An 18,656-nucleotide genomic window follows, 5' to 3' on the forward strand; every position below is an offset into this window, starting at 1 on the left:
GTGTTGCCGTGAGTATCAACGCGACCCTGTTCGTTCAGGCCATTGTTTTCCTGATCCTGGTGCTGTTCACGATGAAGTTCGTGTGGCCCCCGATCGCGAAGGCGCTGGATGAGCGAGCCCAGAAAATCGCCGATGGTCTCGCAGCTGCCGATCGTGCCAAGACCGAGCTTGCTGCTGCCGACCAGCGTGTGAAGCAGGAACTGGCTGCCGCCAGCAACGAAACCGCGACACGCTTGGCCGACGCTGAGCGCCGCGCACAGGCCATCATCGAAGAGGCCAAGGCGCGCGCCAACGATGAAGGCAACAAGATCGTCGCTGCTGCCCGTGCCGAGGCCGAGCAGCAAGCGATCCAGGCACGTGAAGCCCTGCGCGAGCAGGTGGCGGCCCTGGCCGTCAAGGGGGCTGAGCAGATTCTCCGCAAGGAAGTCAATGCCGGCGTTCATGCCGATCTGCTGAACCGTCTGAAGACCGAGCTGTAAGGGAGCATTCAATGGCTGAACTCGCCACCATTGCCCGCCCTTACGCCGAGGCGCTGTACAAGGCCTGCACCGACCAAGCGGGTGTGGACCTGAATGGCGCCACAGCCTGGGTGGACGAGCTGGCGGCGATTGCCGCCAATCCCCAATTGCGCCAACTGGCGGACAACCCCAAGGTGACGGGCGAGCAGGTGTTCGACGTCATCGTGGGCGTGGCCCGCTCGGCGTTGCCTGACCTGGCCAAGAACTTCCTGCGTACCGTGATCGACAACGGGCGCGTGCAGGCGCTGCCTGAAATCGCGGCCCAGTTCCGTACGCTGGTCAATCGCAGCCACGGCACTTCGGATGCCGTGGTGTACAGCGCCTTCCCGCTGGATGCGGGGGCTCTGACCGATGTGGGTGCCACGCTTGAAAAGCGCTTCGGTCGCAAGCTCAATCTCTCCGTGCAGTTGGATGAGACCCTGATCGGCGGCGTGCGCGTGGTGGTGGGCGACGAGGTGCTCGACACTTCCGTCAAAGCCCGTCTGGAACAAATGAAAGCTGCCCTCACCGCCTGATGGGCGTGAGGTCTCGGCTATACCCCCAAGAAAGAAGGAAAGAGTCATGCAACTCAATCCCGCAGAAATTTCTGAACTGATCAAGAGCCGCATCGAAGGTCTGGCAGCCAGCAGCGACATCCGCAACCAGGGCACCGTGGTGTCCGTGACCGACGGTATCGTGCGCGTCCACGGCCTGTCGGACGTGATGCAGGGCGAAATGCTCGAATTCCCTGCTGCGGCAGACGGTCAGCCCTCCTTCGGCCTGGCCCTGAACCTCGAGCGCGACTCCGTTGGCGCTGTGATTCTGGGCGAGTACGAACACATTTCTGAAGGCGATACCGTGAAGTGCACGGGCCGCATTCTGGAAGTGCCGGTGGGCCCGGAACTGATCGGCCGCGTGGTGAACGCTCTCGGCCAGCCGATCGACGGCAAGGGTCCGATCAACGCCAAGATGACGGACGTGATCGAGAAGGTCGCTCCCGGCGTGATCGCGCGCCAGTCCGTGGACCAGCCGCTGCAAACCGGCCTGAAGTCCATCGACTCCATGGTGCCAATCGGCCGTGGCCAGCGTGAGCTGATCATCGGCGACCGCCAGACCGGCAAGACGGCAGTGGCCATCGACGCCATCATCAACCAGAAGGGCCAGGGCGTGACGTGTATCTACGTCGCCATCGGCCAGAAGGCATCGTCGATCAAGAACGTGGTGCGCGCCCTGGAACAGGCCGGCGCCATGGAATACACCATCGTCGTGGCGGCTTCGGCTTCCGAGTCCGCCGCTATGCAGTACGTGTCGGCCTACTCCGGCTGCACGATGGGCGAGTACTTCCGCGACCGTGGCGAAGACGCGCTGATCGTGTACGACGACCTGTCCAAGCAAGCTGTGGCCTACCGACAGGTTTCGCTGCTGCTGCGCCGCCCGCCAGGCCGCGAAGCCTTCCCCGGCGACGTGTTCTATCTCCACAGCCGCCTGCTGGAGCGTGCAGCACGTGTGAATGCCGACTATGTGGAAGCCTTCACCAAGGGCGAGGTCAAGGGCAAGACGGGTTCGCTGACCGCACTGCCCGTGATCGAAACCCAGGCCGGCGACGTGTCTGCCTTCGTTCCAACCAACGTGATCTCGATCACCGACGGTCAGATCTTCCTGGAAACCAGCCTGTTCAACGCTGGTATTCGTCCCGCCATCAACGCCGGTATCTCGGTGTCGCGCGTGGGTGGTGCCGCCCAGACCAAGCTGATCAAGGGCCTGTCCGGCGGTATCCGTACCGACCTGGCCCAGTACCGTGAACTCGCGGCGTTCGCGCAGTTCGCCTCCGACCTGGACGAAGCCACGCGCAAGCAGCTGGACCGCGGCGCCCGCGTGACGGAACTGCTCAAGCAGCCCCAGTACAGCCCGCTGAGCACGGCCCTGATGGGCGCGACGCTCTTCACGGTGAACAAGGGCTTCCTGGACGACGTGGACGTGAAGAAGGTGCTGGCCTTCGAAGCCGGCCTGCACCAGTACCTGAAGACGAGCCACGGTGCGCTGCTGGACCGCCTGCAGCAGAACCGCGCGTTCGACAAGGAAGGCAAGGACGAGGCCGAACTGACGCAAGCCATCACGGCGTTCAAGAAGTCGTTCGTTTAAATCGGACGAGGAACCATCATGGCAGCAGGTAAGGAAATACGCGGCAAGATCAAGTCGGTGGAAAACACCAAGAAGATCACCAAGGCCATGGAAATGGTGGCCGCGTCCAAGATGCGCAAGGCGCAAGACCGCATGCGTGCCGCCCGACCCTATGCCGAGAAGGTGCGCAACATTGCCGCCCACCTCGGCGAGGCCAACCCTGAGTACGTGCACCCTTTCATGAAGGCGAACGATGCGAAGGCAGCTGGCATTATTGTCGTCACGACCGACAAGGGCCTGTGCGGAGGCATGAACACCAACGTGCTGCGCGCCGTCACCACCAAGCTGCGCGAACTGCAGTCTACGGGTGTCGATGTGCAGTCGGTGGCTATTGGCAACAAGGGGTTGGGCTTCCTCAACCGCGTGGGTGCCAAGGTCGTGGCGCATGCCACCGGGCTGGGCGATACGCCGCACCTGGACAAGCTGATCGGACCGGTGAAGGTGCTGCTGGATGCTTACGCGGAAGGCAAGATCAACGCGGTGTACCTCAGCTACACCAAGTTCATCAACACCATGAAGCAGGAATCGGTGGTGGAGCAGTTACTGCCCCTGTCGTCCGAGCAGATGCAGGCCCAGAAGACCGGCCATGGTTGGGATTACATCTACGAGCCTGATGCGCAGAGCGTGATCGACGAACTGCTGGTGCGCTATGTCGAGTCGCTGATCTACCAGGCAGTGGCAGAGAACATGGCCTCGGAGCAGTCCGCGCGCATGGTGGCCATGAAGGCCGCCACCGACAACGCCGGTAACGTCATCAACGAGCTCAAGCTGGTCTACAACAAGACGCGCCAAGCGGCGATCACGAAAGAACTTTCGGAGATCGTTGCAGGTGCCGCGGCAGTCTGACGCCGCCTTCGGGTCTCGGTTTAAATTTTTGGAGCAAATCAAATGGCTCAAGTGCAAGGCAAGATTGTTCAATGTATCGGCGCCGTGGTGGACGTGGAGTTCCCGCGCGACCAGATGCCCAAGGTGTATGACGCCCTGAAGCTCGAGGGCTCGCCCCTGACGCTGGAAGTGCAGCAGCAGCTGGGCGACGGCGTGGTGCGTACCATTGCGCTCGGTTCTTCGGACGGCCTCAAGCGTGGCCTGATGGTCACGAACACCGGCAACCCCATCACCGTCCCCGTGGGCAAGGCCACGCTGGGCCGCATCATGGACGTGCTGGGCAACCCCATCGACGAGCGCGGCCCCGTGGACCAGAGCCTGACGGCTTCCATCCACCGCAAGGCCCCCGCTTATGACGAGCTGAGCCCTTCGCAGGAACTGCTCGAGACCGGCATCAAGGTGATCGACCTGGTCTGCCCGTTCGCCAAGGGCGGCAAGGTGGGTCTGTTCGGTGGCGCCGGCGTGGGCAAGACCGTGAACATGATGGAACTCATCAACAACATCGCCAAGGCACACTCGGGTCTGTCCGTGTTCGCCGGCGTGGGTGAGCGTACCCGCGAGGGCAATGACTTCTATCACGAAATGGCCGACTCCGGCGTCGTGAACCTGGAGAACCTGGGCGAGTCCAAGGTGGCCATGGTCTACGGCCAGATGAACGAGCCCCCGGGCAACCGTCTGCGCGTGGCCCTGACCGGCCTGACCATCGCCGAGTCCTTCCGTGACGAAGGCCGTGACGTGCTGTTCTTCGTGGACAACATCTACCGCTACACGCTGGCCGGTACCGAAGTGTCCGCTCTGCTGGGCCGTATGCCTTCCGCCGTGGGCTACCAGCCGACGCTGGCCGAGGAAATGGGCCGTCTGCAAGAGCGTATTACCTCGACCAAGGTCGGGTCCATCACGTCCATTCAGGCCGTGTACGTGCCTGCCGACGACTTGACCGACCCCTCGCCCGCCACCACCTTCGCCCACCTGGACTCCACCGTGGTGCTGTCGCGTGACATCGCCGCTCTGGGTATCTACCCTGCCGTGGACCCGCTGGACTCCACCAGCCGCCAGTTGGACCCGCAGGTCGTGGGTGAAGAGCACTACCAAGTGGCCCGCCAAGTGCAGGGTACCCTGCAGCGCTACAAGGAACTGCGCGACATCATCGCAATTCTGGGTATGGACGAGCTGGCCCCCGAGGACAAGCTGGTCGTGGCCCGTGCCCGCAAGATCCAGCGTTTCCTGTCGCAGCCGTTCCACGTGGCCGAGGTGTTCACAGGCTCGCCCGGCAAGTACGTGCCGCTGTCCGAGACCATTCGCGGCTTCAAGATGATCGTGGCTGGCGAATGCGACCACCTGCCCGAGCAGGCCTTCTACATGGTGGGCACCATCGACGAAGCCTTCGAAAAGGCGAAGAAGGTGGCCTGATGGTCCGAAGGCCGGCCCCGCGGCCGGCCCTCGTGAGCCCTACAGGCTTGCCATTCCCTTTTTCTAGGAGCAAAGATGAACACCATCCATGTTGATGTGGTCAGTGCCGAAGAGTCCATCTTCTCCGGCGAGGCGCGCTTCGTCGCGCTGCCCGGCGAAGCGGGCGAATTGGGCATCTATCCGCGCCACACGCCACTCATCACCCGCATCAAGCCGGGTTCGGTGCGCATCGAATTGCCTGACGGCAATGAAGAGTTCGTTTTCGTGGCCGGTGGCATTCTGGAAGTGCAGCCCGACTGCGTGACCGTGCTGTCCGACACCGCCATCCGTGGCCGTGACCTGGACGACCAGAAGGCGCAGGAAGCCAAGGCTGCGGCCGAGGAAGCACTGAAGAACGCCAAGAGCGAGATCGATCTGGCCCGCGCCCAGTCCGAGCTGGCCGTGATGGCAGCGCAGATTGCCGCGCTGCGCAAGTTCCGCCAGAAGCGCTGATCGACTGATCGCCTTCCATCGCAAAAGCCGCCTTCGGGCGGCTTTTGTCGTTATGGGTGGGCCCGCTATGGCGCTCGTCCATCGGCGCCGTCCGACGCCAGCCAGGCCCAACGCGACGCTAGCATGGGCCATGGTCAACCCTTTGGCAGAGTCTGCGGCAGACGACCTGGTGGTAGCGCGCCCCGAAGGGCTGTATTGTCCACCGGGTGGCTTTTACATCGACCCCTGGCGGCCGGTGGACCGGGCCGTCATCACCCATGGCCATGGCGACCACGCGCGGCGCGGGCATGGACACTACCTGGCGCACGAGCACAGCGCGGGTATCCTGCGCGGTCGGCTGGGGGCGGACATCGCTTTGCAGACGCTGGCCTACGGCGAACCCCTGCACCACAACGGCGTGCGTATCTCACTGCACCCTGCGGGCCATGTGCTGGGCTCGGCCCAGGTGCGGCTGGAGCACGGCGGTCGCGTGTGGGTGGCCTCGGGTGATTACAAGCTGGAGGCCGACGGCACCTGCGCGCCGTTCGAGCCCGTGCGCTGCGACACGTTCATCACCGAATCCACCTTCGGCCTGCCCATCTACCGTTGGCCCGCTCAGGCCGTCCTGCAAGCCCAGATCAACGACTGGTGGCGTTCCAACGCGGCCATGCGCCGCCCTTCGGTGCTGTTTTGCTACGCGTTCGGCAAGGCGCAGCGCATCCTGCGTGGCGTAGATGCCAGCATTGGTCCGCTGCTCATGCATGGCGCGGTGGAGCCCCTCAATGCCGCTTACCGCGCCGCCGGCGTGCGCCTGCCGCCCACGCAGGGGGCCACCGACGCGTCACTGGATGCCGCGACACGCGAGACCGCGCTGGTGCTGGCGCCGCCCTCGGCCCAAGGCACTCCATGGATGCGCCGCTTCCCACGCCACGCCGATGCCTTTGCCAGCGGCTGGATGCAGCTGCGCGGCACGCGTCGCCGCCGCGGGGTGGATCGTGGTTTCGTGCTCTCCGATCACGCAGACTGGCCGGGCCTGCAGCAGGCGATTGCCGCCACGGGGGCCGAGCGCGTGTTCGTCACCCACGGCAGCGTGGCCGTCATGGTCCGCTGGCTGCGCGAGCAAGGGCTGGATGCCCAGGCTTTCGCCACCGAATACGGCGACGAGGACGAGGCCGCGCCGACCGATGCGCCAACTGCATCGCCCACTGCGCCGGAAGCCGACACAGGTGACGCGGCCGGAGGCACCTCCTGATGCAGGCCTTTGCCGCGCTCTACCAGGCGTTGGATGCCAGCACGTCCAGCCTCGCCAAGCAGGCCGCACTGCGCCACTATCTGCGGGGTGCGCCACCCGAGGATGCCGCCTGGGCCGTCTACTTCCTCGCGGGTGGCAAACCACGCCAACTCGTGCCCACCAAGCTGCTGCGCGCGGTGGCGCGCGAGGCGGCGGGGTTGCCGGAATGGCTGTTCGACGAAAGCTACGAGGCTGTGGGCGATCTGGCCGAGACCATCGCACTGCTGCTGCCCCCGCCCACGCAGGCGCACGCCCTGGGGCTGGCCGCATGGATGCGCGAACACCTCTTGCCGCTGCGCGGCCTGGCGCCCGACACCCAGGCTGAACGGCTGGGTGCGCAATGGGCGCGGCTGGCGCCCGAGGAGCGGCTGGTGTACTTCAAGCTCATCACGGGGGCCTTCCGCGTGGGCGTGTCGCGCTTGCAGGTCACGCAGGCGCTCGCGGCCGTGAGCGGCGTGGACGCCAAGCGCATCGCCCAGCGCCTCATGGGCTACACCCACGTGGGCGCGCAGCCCGGGGCGGCCGACTACCAGCGCCTCGTGGCGCCCCAGGGAGATGGTGCGGGCGCGCAGGCTGTGGAAGCCCAGGGCCATCCCTATCCCTTCTTTCTGGCGCACCCGCTGCAGCTGCCGGTGGCGCAGTTTGACGCCGCGCTCGGCCCGCCGGCGGACTGGATCGTGGAATGGAAGTGGGACGGCATCCGCGCCCAGCTCGTGCGGCGCGGGGGCACCACTTGGCTGTGGTCGCGCGGGGAGGAGTTGGTGACCGATCGCTTCCCCGAACTGCAGGCGCTGGGTGACGAAGCCCTGCCCGACGGCACGGTGCTCGACGGCGAGATCGTCGTCTGGCAGCCCGCGCGAGCGGATGCGCCGGCGCAGCCGCGCCCGTTTGCCGACCTGCAAAAGCGCATCGGCCGCAAGTCGCTGGGCGCCAAGCTGCTGCGCGAGGTGCCCGTGGTGCTGCTGGCCTACGACCTGCTGGAGGAACACGGCCAGGACCTGCGCGGCCTGCCGCTGCAGGCGCGGCGCGCGCGGCTGGACGCGCTGCTGGCGCGCACCGACCACCCGGCGCTGGTGCCCAGCCCGGTGCTGCAGGGACAGAGCTGGGCCGAACTGGCACGCCTGCGGGACAGCGCGCGTGCCCTGGGCGTGGAGGGCATGATGCTCAAAGGGCGCACGGCGCACTATGGTGTGGGCCGCACCCGGGACGTGGGTATCTGGTGGAAGTGGAAGATCGACCCGATGAGCGTGGACGCCGTGCTCATTTATGCGCAGCGCGGCCACGGGCGCCGCGCCAGCCTGTACAGCGACTACACGTTCGCCGTGTGGAGTGCGCCGCAGGGCACCGAGGGGCGCACGCTGGTGCCGTTTGCCAAGGCGTATTCGGGCCTCACCGATGCCGAGATGGCGCGGGTGGACGCCATCATCCGCAAGACCACGGTGGAGAGCTTCGGCCCGGTGCGCAGCGTGCGGCCCACGCTGGTGTTCGAGCTGGGTTTTGAGGGCATAGCGCGCAGCGCGCGGCACAAGAGCGGCATCGCCGTGCGCTTCCCGCGCATGCTGCGCTGGCGTGAGGACAAGCCGGTGGACGAGGCTGATTCGCTGGATACGCTGGCAGCGCTGTTGCCTGCTACGCCATGATCTGGTGCTATGAATACAAGAGCTGTTGGCGCTGGATGGATGGGCGCTGCAGGCGATTTTCCCTCGAAATGCCATGGCCCGCGCGGCGGCAATGCCTTGGCCGCGCGGTGCAACGGGGGGTGCCGTGACCGCCCCGCGCTTCCCCCTCGCAACCGGCTGGCTGGCCACGCGCGGCTGGGCGCCGTTTGCCTTCCAGCGCCAGGTGTGGCGCGCCATCGCGCAGGGACGCTCGGGCCTGCTGCACGCCACCACGGGCGCCGGCAAGACTTATGCGGTGTGGCTCGGGGCGCTGCAGGCCTTCGCTGACCGGGAGTCAAAACGGCCTGCAGCGCCCGTCCATCCGGCGCTACATGCTATAAATAACGAAGCGACACCGCGGACCGCACCACTCACCGTGGTGTGGATCACGCCCATGCGCGCGCTGGCCGCCGACACGCTGCGTGCGCTGGCGGCGCCGCTGCAGGCCCTGGCCGCACAGCATGCCGGCCTGGCGCGCTGGAGCCTGGGCGCCCGCACGGGCGATACCGGCAGCGCCGAACGCAGCGCCCAGGCGCGGCGTCTGCCCACGGTGCTCGTGACCACCCCCGAAAGCCTGTCGCTGCTGCTGGCGCGCGCGGACGCGCGCGAGCAACTGGCCCGCGTGCGTCTGGTGGTGGCGGATGAATGGCACGAGCTGCTGGGCAACAAACGCGGCGTGCAGGTGCAGTTGGCGCTGGCGCGGCTCGCGGGCTGGAACCCGCGGCTCCTGGTCTGGGGCATGTCGGCCACGCTGGGCAACCTGCCCGAGGCCATGCAGACGCTGGTGGGCCGGGAGGGCGGCACGCTGGTGCGCGGCCGCGTGGAAAAGCGCCTGGTGGTGGACACCCTGCTGCCCGAGCGGCCCGAGCGCTTCACCTGGGCCGGCCACCTGGGCCTCGCCATGCTGCCGGCGGTGGTGCGCGCGCTGGAGGAGTCGCCCGGCACCACGCTGGTGTTCGTCAACGTGCGCTCGCAGGCCGAGCAGTGGTACCAGGCGCTGCTGGATGCGCGGCCGGACTGGGCGGGGCAGATCGCCATCCACCACGGCTCGCTGGACCGCGGTGTGCGCGAATGGGTGGAGGCGGGGCTCAAGAGCGGCAGCCTGCGCGCCGTGGTCTGCACCAGCAGCCTGGACCTGGGTGTGGACTTTCTGCCGGTGCAGCGCGTGCTGCAAATCGGCTCGGCCAAGGGCGTGGCGCGCCTGCTGCAGCGCGCCGGCCGCTCGGGCCACGCACCAGGGCGGCCCTCGCGCATCACGCTGGTGCCCACGCACAGCCTGGAGTTGGTGGAGGCCGCCGCCGCGCGCGCCGCGGTGCATGCCGGGCGGGTGGAAAAGCGCGTCTCGCCGCACCAGCCCGTCGACGTGCTGGTGCAGCACCTGGCCACGGTGGCGCTGGGCGGGGGCTTCGAGCCCGAGGCGCTGTATGCCGAGGTGCGCCGCACGGCCGCGTACCGCACGCTGCCGCGCGGCGTGTGGCAGTGGTGCCTGGACTTCGTTGCGCGTGGCGGCAGCGCCCTGGCGGCCTATCCGGACTACCGCCGTGTCGTGCCGGACGAGAACGGTGTGTGGCGCCTGCCCGATGCGCGCCTGGCACGCCGCCACCGCGCCAACATCGGCACCATCGTGAGCGATGCCAGCATGCAGGTGCAGATTCTGCAGGGCGCTCGCCTGGGCGCGGTGGAAGAGGGCTTCATCGCGCGGCTGTCGCCGGGCGACTGCTTCGTGTTCGCCGGGCAGGTGCTGGAACTGGTGCGCACGCGCGAGATGACCGCCTTCGTGCGGCGCGCGCCGGGGCGCCAGCCCACGGTGCCGCGCTGGAACGGCTCGCGCATGCCGCTGTCCACCGTGCTGGCCGACTACGTGGTGCAACAGCTCGCGCAGGCGGGGCGGGGCCGCTACGCCAGCCCCGAGCTGCGCGCCGTGCGCCCGCTGCTGGAGGTGCAGCGCCGCTGGTCCGCCCTGCCCACGCCGGGCACGCTGCTGGCCGAGACGCTGCGCACGCGCGAGGGCTGGCACCTGTTCCTCTACCCGTTTGCCGGCCGGCATGCGCACATCGGGCTGGCCAGCCTGTTCGCCTGGCGCGCGGCCCAGGGGGTGCCGGGCACCTTCTCGATCGCGGTGAACGACTATGGATTGGAGCTGCTGTCCGCCACAGAACGCGACTGGCCGGCCTTGCTGCCCGACCTGCTGCGCACCGACGCCGCCGCGCCGCAGGCCGCCCGGCAGGCGCACGGCCTGGCGCCTGACGAGGCGCTGGCCATCCGCAACACTGCCAACGCCACGGCGCCCGAGGGGGTGCCGCAAGAGCGTGACGCGCGCGCGGCGCTGCTGCACGAGGTGCTGGCCAGCCTCAACGCCACCGAGATGGCGCGCCGGCGCTTTCGCGAGATTGCGCGCGTGGCGGGGCTCATCTTTCAAAGCCACCCGGGCGAGCAGCGCAGCGCGCGCCAGCTGCAGGCGTCTTCCCAGTTGTTCTTCGAGGTCTTTCGGCGTTATGACGCGGGCAACCTGCTGCTGCGCCAGGCCGACCAGGAAGTGCTGAGCCAGGAGCTGGACGTGGCACAGCTGCTGGCGGCGCTCACACGCATGCAGGCGCAGCAGCTCATGGTGCAGCCTCTCGTGCGACCCGGGCCGCTGGCCTTTCCGCTGATGGTGGAGCGCTTTCGCGAGCAGCTCAGCAACGAGGCGCTGGCCGACCGCATCGCGCGCATGCTGGGCGACATGGAAGCCGCCGCCAGCGCGCGCAAACCCGTACCGGCCCCGCCGGTGCAGGACGTCGTGCCCCCTGACCCGCCGCGCCGCCGGCGCGCCGCTTCCCCGGCCGCGCCACCGCGGCAGGAAGCATCGTCCGCCGCCACCGACGCACTGCGCGGCACGCTGGACTTTGCCGATGCCTCCGAGGGCACGGGCGCCGCGCCGGCCGCGGAGCGGGGCCGTTCTCCACGCCGCGCGCGCAAACCTTCCCGCCCGTTGCCGCGCCTGTGACCCATGCACGCGCCTGATCTGCCCGCCGACCTGGCCGTGGACCTGGCCGGCACCACCGTGTGGCTGCTGCCCGAGCGCGCGCTGTGGTGGCCGGACGGCGCCATGCTGTGCCTGGCCGACCTGCACCTGGGCAAGGCCGCCACCTTCCGCGCGCGCGGCCTGCCCGTGCCCGCGGGCACCACGCAGGGCAACCTGGATCGGCTGGCGCAGTTGCTGGCGCGCCACCCCGGCGTGCAGCGCCTGGTGGTGCTGGGCGACTTCCTGCATGCGGCCGAGGCCCACGCGCCCGCGCTGCTGCGCGCGTTGGCCGCTTGGCGCGAGAACCATGCGGCACTGGAACTGGTGCTGGTGCGCGGCAACCACGACCGCCACGCGGGCGACCCACCGGCCTGGCTGGGCGCACGCATCGTGGACGAGCCCTGGTCTCTGGGACCCTTCGCCTGCTGCCACCATCCACAGCACCGCGCGGGGCGGTGGGTGCTGGCCGGGCACCTGCACCCCACGGCCGTGCTGTACGGCGGCGGGCGCGATGCGCTGCGCATGCCCTGTTTCTTGGCGGAGCCGGGCCTGCTGGTGTTGCCGGCTTTTGGCGAGTTCACCGGCGGCCATGCCGTGCCCGCCGCGCCGGGGCGCCAGCGCTTCGCGGTGGGGGCGGGGCGCGTCTGGGCGTTGCCCTGAAGGCGTGATCGAAAAGGGAGTTCCGCCTCGCAAGGCGTGCTCTGGTACTCAGTCCACCGTGCCCGGGATGACGGGGGCGTCGGGCAGCTCGTTCGGCCGGTCCACGCCCTCGGTGGCCGGGAAGTGCTCCACGAGCAGCGCCGAGACCTCGCTCAGCGCCTGGGTCAGACCGTCCTCGTGCCGGCCTTGGCGGAAGGCCTCGGCCATGTGCGACACCATGCTGCGCCATGTCGCCGGGGGCACGCGGCGCGCCAGAGCGCGGTCGGCCACGATCTCGATGGCATGCTCGGCCAGCATCAGGTAGATGAGCACGCCGTTGTTGTGTTCGGTGTCCCACACACGCAGCTTGCCGAACTGCGTGACCGCGCGCTCGCGCGCCGTGGCGCCACGCCACAGGTACGACAGCGGCAGGCCGCCTTCCACGCAGATGCGGATCTGGCCGGTGTGGCGGCGCTCGCTGGCGGCCACGCGCTGGCCCAGGCGCTCCAGCACCTCGGGTGGCAGGGCCTGGTGCAGGCCGCCGTCGGACCAACGGTGCCGCAGCAGCCGCGCCAGGCGCGCCAGCACGCCGGAAGGTGGGGATGAAGAGGGTGTGACCATGGTGTTTCGCTCTGTGCTTGCCGCCCTACCAGTCGCCCGATGCACCGCCGCCGCCGAAGTCTCCGCCGCCGCCCGAGCCGAATCCACCACCGCCTCCACCGCCCCAGCCACCGCCGTGACCGCCTCCCCAGCCGCCGCCGCCGTGCCACACCACGGGGCCGCCGCGGCCCGCAAAGATCCAGGTGTAGAGCAGCGCCAGCAGCCCCGCGCCACCCGCCAGCAGCAGGCTGGAGGTGACGATGAAGGCCAGGAACCCAGCGCCGCCGCCCATCACCAGGCCGCCCAGGCGCTGGCCGAACAGCCGGCGCACCACGGGGCCCGCCACCATCACGCCGAAGAAGAGGAAGACGGCCAGGTCTGTCCAGTCAAAGCCCGCGGACGCGCCGCGGCCCTGCCCGTCGCCTTGCTGGCTGCTTTGCGGCGCGGGCAGGTTTTCGCCCGCGATGCGCGCGCCGATTTGCTGCACCGCGGCGTCCAGCCCGCCGGCAAAGTCGCCCTCGCGAAAGCGCGGCTTCATCGCGCCGTCGATGATGCGCGCGGCGGCGATGTCGGGTATGGCGCCTTCCAGCGCCTTGGCCACCTCGATGCGCATGCGCCGGTCGTCCTTGGCCACGACCACCAGCACGCCATCGCCCACGTCCTTGCGGCCGATCTTCCAGGCGTTGCCCACGCGGTTGGCGAAGGCGGCGATGTCCTCGGGCGCGGTGGTGGGCACCATCAGCACCACCACCTGCGAGCCGTGCTGCTGCTCGATGGCGGCCAGGCGCGCCTCCAGCCCCTGGCGCTGCGCGTCGTTCAGCGTGCCGGTCTGGTCGATCACGCGCGCCTGCAGCGCAGGCACCGCGCGCAGCGGCTGCGCGGTGGCGGGGAGGGCTCCGATAGCTACAAAAAATATAGCTATCAGCGCTTGAAGGGCAAGCGCTAGCGGCATATTTTGCTTACAACCCGGATGTCAGGGTTTGGAGGCGGGTGCGGGGCTGGAGAAATCCACCTTGGGCGGCGCAGAGATCTCGGCCTCGTTCGCCACCGTGAAGCTGGGCTTGGGTTCATAGCTGAACACCATGGCCGTGAGGTTGGTGGGGAAGCTGCGTGCGAGCACGTTGTACTCCTGCACGGTCTGGATGTAGCGGTTGCGTGCCACGGTGATGCGGTTCTCGGTGCCCTCCAGCGTCACGCGCAGGTCGCGGAAGGCCTGGTTGGCCTGCAGCTGCGGGTAACGCTCGGCCACCACCATCAGGCGCGACAGCGCGCTGGACAGCTCGCCCTGCGCCTGCTGGAACTTGTTGAACGCCTCGGGGTTGTTGAGGGTTTCGGGCGTCACCTGGATCGAGGTGGCCTTGGCGCGCGCCTCGATCACCTTGGTCAGCGTCTCCTGCTCGAACGCCGCCTCGCCCTTGACGGTGGCCACGATGTTGGGCACCAGGTCGGCGCGGCGCTGGTACTGGTTGAGCACTTCGCTCCACGCGGCCTTGGACTGCTCGTCCAGGCGCTGGAAGTCGTTGTAGCCGCAGCCCGAGAGGGCCAGCACGGCGGAAAGCATGGCGATGAGTCGTTTCATGGTGAAGAGGCCTTTGCAATGCAGAAGAAAGACGGGCGGCACGGCACCGCGCATGCCGATCATTGTGCATGCATCGGCCAGGCGCATGACAGGGCCATCGAACGGCACAATACGCGGCTGGGTTGCAACCACCGACACTTCGCCATGCCCCGAACCCCGCTGCGCGCGGCCGCCCTGGCCGGTTCCCCCGACGATCTGGAAGCCGCGTTCTACGACGCCCTGCAAGCCGGCGACGTGGAGCGCGTGATGGCCTGCTGGGCCGACGAGGACGACATCGTCTGCGTGCACCCCGGCGCCGCGCGCCACGTGGGGCCCGCCGCCATCCGCGCGGCGTTCGCCACCTTGCTGCAGCAGGGCGGCCTCAACGTGCATCCCGCGCAGGTGATGCGCGTGCAGGCCCTGGCGAGTGCCGTGCACAGCGTGCTGGAACATGTGCGTGTGATGCTGCCCGACGGCCCGCGCAAGGCCGTGGTACAGGCCACCAACGTCTACCACAAGACCCCGCAAGGCTGGCGCCTGGTGGCACACCATGCCAGCGCCGCCGGCATGCACGAGGCCGAGGGCGCTGCGCCCGCCGGGCACCTGCTGCATTGATGCCGAGCCTTTGATCGGCTGGCTTATGGGTCAAATGGGCCTCTAGCACAATACCAGCAAGCGCTGTCAGCTATGAAATATGAAGCGCCCTGGTGGTTGCCCGGCGGCCATGCACAGACCATCTGGCCCGCGCTGTGGGCGCGGCGCACGCTGGGGCCGCCGCCGGCCTATGTGCGCGAGCGCTGGCTGGCGCCCGACGGCGACTTCGTGGATGTGGACTTCCTGCGGCCGTGTGCCGCGGCGGGCGCGGCCCCCGCGCCGCTGCTGGTGCTGTTCCATGGACTGGAAGGCTCGTCGCGCAGCCACTATGCGCAGGCCTTCGCCGGCGTAGCCCGCGAGCGCGGCTGGGGTTTTGCCGTGCCGCACTTTCGCGGCTGCAGCGGCGAGATCAACCGCGCGCCGCGCGCCTACCATTCGGGCGACCATGAAGAGATCGACTGGATCCTCCAGCGCCTGGCCGGGTTGCAGCGGACCGGCGATGGCGCGCGGGCGCCGCTGCTGGCCGTGGGGGTGTCGCTGGGCGGCAATGCGCTGATGCGCTGGGCCGGCGAGCAGGGCGGCCACGCGCTCGCCTGCGCGGACGCCATCGCCAGCGTGTGCGCTCCGCTGGACCTGGCGGCCGGCGGTCACGCCATCGGGCGGGGCTTCAACCGGCAGGTGTACACGCGCATGTTCCTGCGCACCATGGTGCCCAAGGCGCTGGCCAAGCTGGCGCAGTACCCCGGCCTGTTCGACCGCGCGGCCCTGCTGGCCGCGCGCGACCTGCACGCTTTTGACGACCTCTTCACCGCGCCGCTGCACGGCTTTCGTGATGCAGACGACTATTGGCGCCGCGCGTCGGCCAAGCCGCTGCTGCCTGCGGTGCGCGTGCCGGCGCTGCTGGTCAATGCGCGCAACGATCCCTTCGTGCCCGGCGCCAGCCTGCCGCGCGACGGTGATGTGGCACCCGCGGTCACGCTCTGGCAGCCGGCGCATGGCGGCCACGTCGGCTTTGCGCAGGGCGGCTGGCCCGGCCATGTGCGTGCCCTGCCCGAAGCCGTGGCCGCCTGGCTGGCCGACCATGCGGCGCTGGGGTGAATGCCTGCGGGGGCGCGGACGAGGCGCACAATCGCGGTCATGGATGACATCGTCAAGCAGGCCATCGCCAAATGGCCCAACGTGCCGGCCTGCTACGGCTGGCTGGGGCTGGATGCGCGCGGCCACTGGTACCTGCGCGATGACGCCGTGCAGTTACAGGGCGGCTTCGCCGTGGCGCGCGGAACGCGGCTGGAGCATGCCAAGCTGATCGAATTCATCCACCGCAACTATGAGGCGGATGGTGAAGGCCGCTGGTTCTTCCAGAACGGACCGCAGCGTGTCTATGTGGAACTGGAGGCCACACCGCTGATCTGGCGTCTGGGCGCCGACGGCGAGCCCGTGGCGCACACCGGCCGGCCGGCCGGTCGGGTGAATGAGTGCCTGGTGGACGAGGCCGGCCGCGTGTACCTGGCCTGCACCGCCGGCCTGGGCCTGGTGCACAGCCTGGATGTGGAGGCGTTGGCGCGCCAGATCGATCAGGGCCGCTGGACGCCACGCGAGGTGCTGGCGGCCGACCTGCCCGGTGCCTACGGCTTTGTGCCGAGCCCGCAGGCGGCTGCGGGCCCACTGCCTGCGTAACGCGCCGCACTGCAGAAAACCCCCGTCCAGAAAACAACAAGCCGGCACGCGGCCGGCTTGTGACGAGGCGAAAAGTGTCTTAGTTGGAGGCTGGTGCGCTCGCAGCGGCCGCGCCGCCTTCGGCGCCGGGACGGTTGGGCTCCTCGAACTTGGCGCCGGCGGCATTGGCCATGTAGGCCACGCCGCGCGCGATCTCGGTGTCGTCGAAGTCGCCGCCACCTTGCGGTGCCATGGCGCCCTTGCCCTTGAGGGCCGATTGCACCAGGGCTTCGAAGCCCGTGGCAATGCGCGGCGCCCAGGCGGCGGCGTCGCCCAGCTTGGGTGCGCCCGCGGCACCGGTGGCGTGGCAGGCGGCACACTGCCCCTGGAAGACGGCTTCGCCTGTGCGCAGCGGGCGGTTGGCGTCGCGCACCTCGACGTTGCCAATCTTCTGGATGCGCTGGGCCACGGCCAGTTCGGGGTTGGCGGAGCCGGCCGCCGGCTTCTTGTCGGCAGTGACGAACAGCACCAGGCCGATGATGGCGAACACCGGGAGCACAAACGCAAAAATGACGGTGACCAGGAGTTGCTTGGGGTTCTTGATCGGTCCGGTATGCGCTTCGTCGTGGGTGTCGCTCATGGGATCCTCTGGTGATTCTGTTGTACTGGGGGCTGAAGGGAAAAGAGTTTTCGATTATAGGAGCGCGCTCCACGCCCGCCCGTTGGGGAAAAAACGGGCAGGCGCGCGTCGTGACCTATGTCAGGAGCGTGGCGTCTCTTCGGCGGGAGCGGTCCAGCCACCGCCCAGCACCTTGTAGAGCGTCACTTGGTTCTGCAGTTGCTGCAGGCGTGTCACCACCAGCGACTGCTCGGTGGCGAACAGCGAGCGCTGCGCATCCAGCAGGTCCAGGTAGCTGGCCACGCCGTTGCGATAGCGCAGGTCCGACAGCTCGAAGCGTTTGGCATCCGCCTGCGCCTGGGCACGCTGGGCGTCGACCTGCTCCTGCAGCGTGGCCTGGCCGGCCAGGGCGTCGGACACCTCGCGGAACGCGGTCTGGATGGATTTCTCATACTGGGCCACGGCGATTTCGCGGCCCGCGCGCGCGGACTCCAACCCCGCCTGGTTGCGGCCGGCATCGAAGATCGGCAGGGCCAGTTGCGGCGCCAGAGAGAACGCCCACGAGCCGCTCTTGAACAGCCCCGACAGCTCATCGCTCACGGTGCCGAACTGGGCGGTGAGCGAGATGCGCGGGAAAAACGCCGCGCGCGCCGCGCCGATGTTGGCGTTGGCGCCGATCAACTGCTGCTCGGCCATGCGCACGTCCGGGCGGCGCACCAGCAGGTCGGAAGGCAGGCCCGCGGGCAGCGCCTGCATGGGCGTGGCGTCGGCCAGGCGCGAGGAGGGCAGGCTGGCACGGATGTCGTCGGGCAGCGGCTGGCCCAGCAGCAGGACCAGCGCGTTTTCATCGAGCATGCGCTGGCGCTGCTGCTGCGCATAGGTGGCGCGCGCGGCCTGGGCCAGGCTCTCGGCCTGGCGGTTGTCGAGCTCGGAGCTCACGCCGTTCTCCAGGCGCAGGCGTGTGAGCTTGACCGACTCATCGCGCGTTTCCAGCGTGCGACGCGAGATGTCGAGCAGCTCCTCGTCGGCCATCAGTGTGAGCCAGCCCGAGGCCACGGCCGCCACCAGGCTGATCTGTGCCGACTTGCGCGCCTCGTCCGTGGCCAGGTACTGGGCCAGGGCCTGCTCCTTGAGGGCCGCCACGCGCCCGAAGAAGTCGATCTCCCAGGCCGAGATGCCCAAACCCACCTGGAACTGATTGGCGTAGCTGCCCGTGGTCGCGCTGGGCTGGCGCGTGCCGCTGGCGATGGCGTTGACCGTGGGGAACTGGTTGGCGCGCTGGATCTGGAATTGCGCGCGCGCCTGCTCGACATTGAGCATGGCCACGCGCAGATCGCGGTTGTTGCCCAGGGCCATGCCGATCAGCCGCTGCAGGCGGGGGTCGGTGAAGTATTCCTTCCAGTCGATGTCCGCCGCGGCCCGCGCGGAGGTCGTGGATTCGGCCCCCGCCAGCGGATAGGCCTGCGGCACGGGGGCCGCAGGACGTTCGTAGGTGGGGATGAAGCTGCAGCCCGCCACCAGCGCCGCGGCTAGCAGGGGGGAGAGGGCGCGCGCAGGGCGCGCGCGGTTCAGGGTGTGCGATTGCATAGGTTG

The 18,656-nt window shown here is 68.8% G+C and carries 18 protein-coding genes; 13 read left to right on the forward strand and 5 right to left on the reverse strand.

Annotated features, from left to right (window positions below):
- Positions 1 to 8 precede the first annotated feature (8 nt).
- The 10 genes from QY917_RS15380 to pdeM all read left to right on the forward strand — a co-directional run bounded on the left by QY917_RS15380 (position 9) and on the right by pdeM (position 12,057).
- Positions 9 to 479 carry a F0F1 ATP synthase subunit B gene (locus QY917_RS15380; RefSeq protein ID WP_012655376.1) on the forward strand — a complete coding sequence of 157 codons (471 nt, stop codon included), beginning with the start codon at positions 9 to 11 and terminating at the stop codon, positions 477 to 479.
- Between the two features lie 11 nt (positions 480 to 490).
- On the forward strand, positions 491 to 1,033 hold the full coding sequence (locus QY917_RS15385; RefSeq protein WP_011803769.1) for a F0F1 ATP synthase subunit delta: 543 nt from the start codon (positions 491 to 493) through the stop codon (positions 1,031 to 1,033).
- 46 nt (positions 1,034 to 1,079) lie between these two features.
- The gene (gene atpA / locus QY917_RS15390; protein ID WP_011803770.1) at positions 1,080 to 2,639 is read left to right on the forward strand and encodes a F0F1 ATP synthase subunit alpha; all 1,560 of its coding nucleotides are present in this window, start codon (positions 1,080 to 1,082) and stop codon (positions 2,637 to 2,639) included.
- Between the two features lie 18 nt (positions 2,640 to 2,657).
- Complete coding sequence (gene atpG, locus QY917_RS15395; protein ID WP_011803771.1) at positions 2,658 to 3,524, forward strand: F0F1 ATP synthase subunit gamma; 867 nt, start codon at positions 2,658 to 2,660, stop codon at positions 3,522 to 3,524.
- 42 nt (positions 3,525 to 3,566) lie between these two features.
- On the forward strand, positions 3,567 to 4,973 hold the full coding sequence (atpD, locus tag QY917_RS15400) for a F0F1 ATP synthase subunit beta (protein WP_012655377.1): 1,407 nt from the start codon (positions 3,567 to 3,569) through the stop codon (positions 4,971 to 4,973).
- 75 nt (positions 4,974 to 5,048) lie between these two features.
- Positions 5,049 to 5,465, forward strand: a complete 417-nt coding sequence (locus QY917_RS15405; protein WP_011803773.1) for a F0F1 ATP synthase subunit epsilon — start codon at positions 5,049 to 5,051, stop codon at positions 5,463 to 5,465.
- Positions 5,466 to 5,595: 130 nt separating this feature from the next.
- Positions 5,596 to 6,696 carry a ligase-associated DNA damage response exonuclease gene (locus tag QY917_RS15410; RefSeq protein WP_123674820.1) on the forward strand — a complete coding sequence of 367 codons (1,101 nt, stop codon included), beginning with the start codon at positions 5,596 to 5,598 and terminating at the stop codon, positions 6,694 to 6,696.
- On the forward strand, positions 6,696 to 8,375 hold the full coding sequence (locus QY917_RS15415) for an ATP-dependent DNA ligase (protein WP_123674821.1): 1,680 nt from the start codon (positions 6,696 to 6,698) through the stop codon (positions 8,373 to 8,375). The genes QY917_RS15410 and QY917_RS15415 overlap by 1 nt, the downstream gene beginning before the upstream one ends.
- Before the next feature lie 91 nt (positions 8,376 to 8,466).
- Complete coding sequence (locus QY917_RS15420; protein WP_123674822.1) at positions 8,467 to 11,379, forward strand: ligase-associated DNA damage response DEXH box helicase; 2,913 nt, start codon at positions 8,467 to 8,469, stop codon at positions 11,377 to 11,379.
- Positions 11,380 to 11,382: 3 nt separating this feature from the next.
- A complete protein-coding gene (pdeM, locus tag QY917_RS15425) occupies positions 11,383 to 12,057 on the forward strand; it encodes a ligase-associated DNA damage response endonuclease PdeM (RefSeq protein ID WP_123674823.1) in 675 nt (224 codons plus the stop codon).
- A gap of 48 nt (positions 12,058 to 12,105) precedes the next feature.
- Here pdeM and QY917_RS15430 read toward each other — a convergent pair whose 3' ends face one another.
- The 3 genes from QY917_RS15430 to QY917_RS15440 are packed head-to-tail and all read right to left on the reverse strand — an operon-like array spanning position 12,106 to position 14,215.
- Positions 12,106 to 12,657: a TPM domain-containing protein gene (locus tag QY917_RS15430; RefSeq protein ID WP_012655382.1), complete on the reverse strand. Its 552-nt coding sequence runs from the start codon at positions 12,655 to 12,657 to the stop codon at positions 12,106 to 12,108.
- A gap of 25 nt (positions 12,658 to 12,682) precedes the next feature.
- Positions 12,683 to 13,588, reverse strand: a complete 906-nt coding sequence (locus QY917_RS15435) for a YgcG family protein (protein ID WP_123674824.1) — start codon at positions 13,586 to 13,588, stop codon at positions 12,683 to 12,685.
- Between the two features lie 21 nt (positions 13,589 to 13,609).
- Complete coding sequence (locus QY917_RS15440) at positions 13,610 to 14,215, reverse strand: LemA family protein (protein ID WP_123675229.1); 606 nt, start codon at positions 14,213 to 14,215, stop codon at positions 13,610 to 13,612.
- Positions 14,216 to 14,359: 144 nt separating this feature from the next.
- Here QY917_RS15440 and QY917_RS15445 point away from each other — a divergent pair, with 144 nt between their 5' ends.
- The 3 genes from QY917_RS15445 to QY917_RS15455 all read left to right on the forward strand — a co-directional run bounded on the left by QY917_RS15445 (position 14,360) and on the right by QY917_RS15455 (position 16,465).
- Positions 14,360 to 14,809 carry a nuclear transport factor 2 family protein gene (locus QY917_RS15445; protein ID WP_123674825.1) on the forward strand — a complete coding sequence of 150 codons (450 nt, stop codon included), beginning with the start codon at positions 14,360 to 14,362 and terminating at the stop codon, positions 14,807 to 14,809.
- A 72-nt stretch (positions 14,810 to 14,881) separates the two neighbouring features.
- Positions 14,882 to 15,886, forward strand: coding sequence for a YheT family hydrolase (locus QY917_RS15450; RefSeq protein ID WP_123674826.1), 1,005 nt, complete (start codon positions 14,882 to 14,884; stop codon positions 15,884 to 15,886).
- A 39-nt stretch (positions 15,887 to 15,925) separates the two neighbouring features.
- A complete protein-coding gene (locus tag QY917_RS15455; protein WP_011803783.1) occupies positions 15,926 to 16,465 on the forward strand; it encodes a DUF2946 family protein in 540 nt (179 codons plus the stop codon).
- Between the two features lie 79 nt (positions 16,466 to 16,544).
- Here the strand turns inward: QY917_RS15455 and QY917_RS15460 are convergent, their stop codons facing one another.
- Both QY917_RS15460 and QY917_RS15465 read right to left on the reverse strand, forming a co-directional pair.
- Positions 16,545 to 17,084 (reverse strand): cytochrome c5 family protein, encoded by a 540-nt coding sequence (locus QY917_RS15460; RefSeq protein WP_012655387.1) that lies wholly within the window; start codon positions 17,082 to 17,084, stop codon positions 16,545 to 16,547.
- Between the two features lie 120 nt (positions 17,085 to 17,204).
- The gene (locus tag QY917_RS15465) at positions 17,205 to 18,650 is read right to left on the reverse strand and encodes an efflux transporter outer membrane subunit (RefSeq protein ID WP_123674827.1); all 1,446 of its coding nucleotides are present in this window, start codon (positions 18,648 to 18,650) and stop codon (positions 17,205 to 17,207) included.
- Positions 18,651 to 18,656: the final 6 nt, after the last annotated feature.

Origin of the sequence: Diaphorobacter sp. C33 (assembly GCF_030503915.1) — a bacterium.
In the GTDB taxonomy this organism is placed as follows: domain Bacteria; phylum Pseudomonadota; class Gammaproteobacteria; order Burkholderiales; family Burkholderiaceae_C; genus Diaphorobacter; species Diaphorobacter nitroreducens.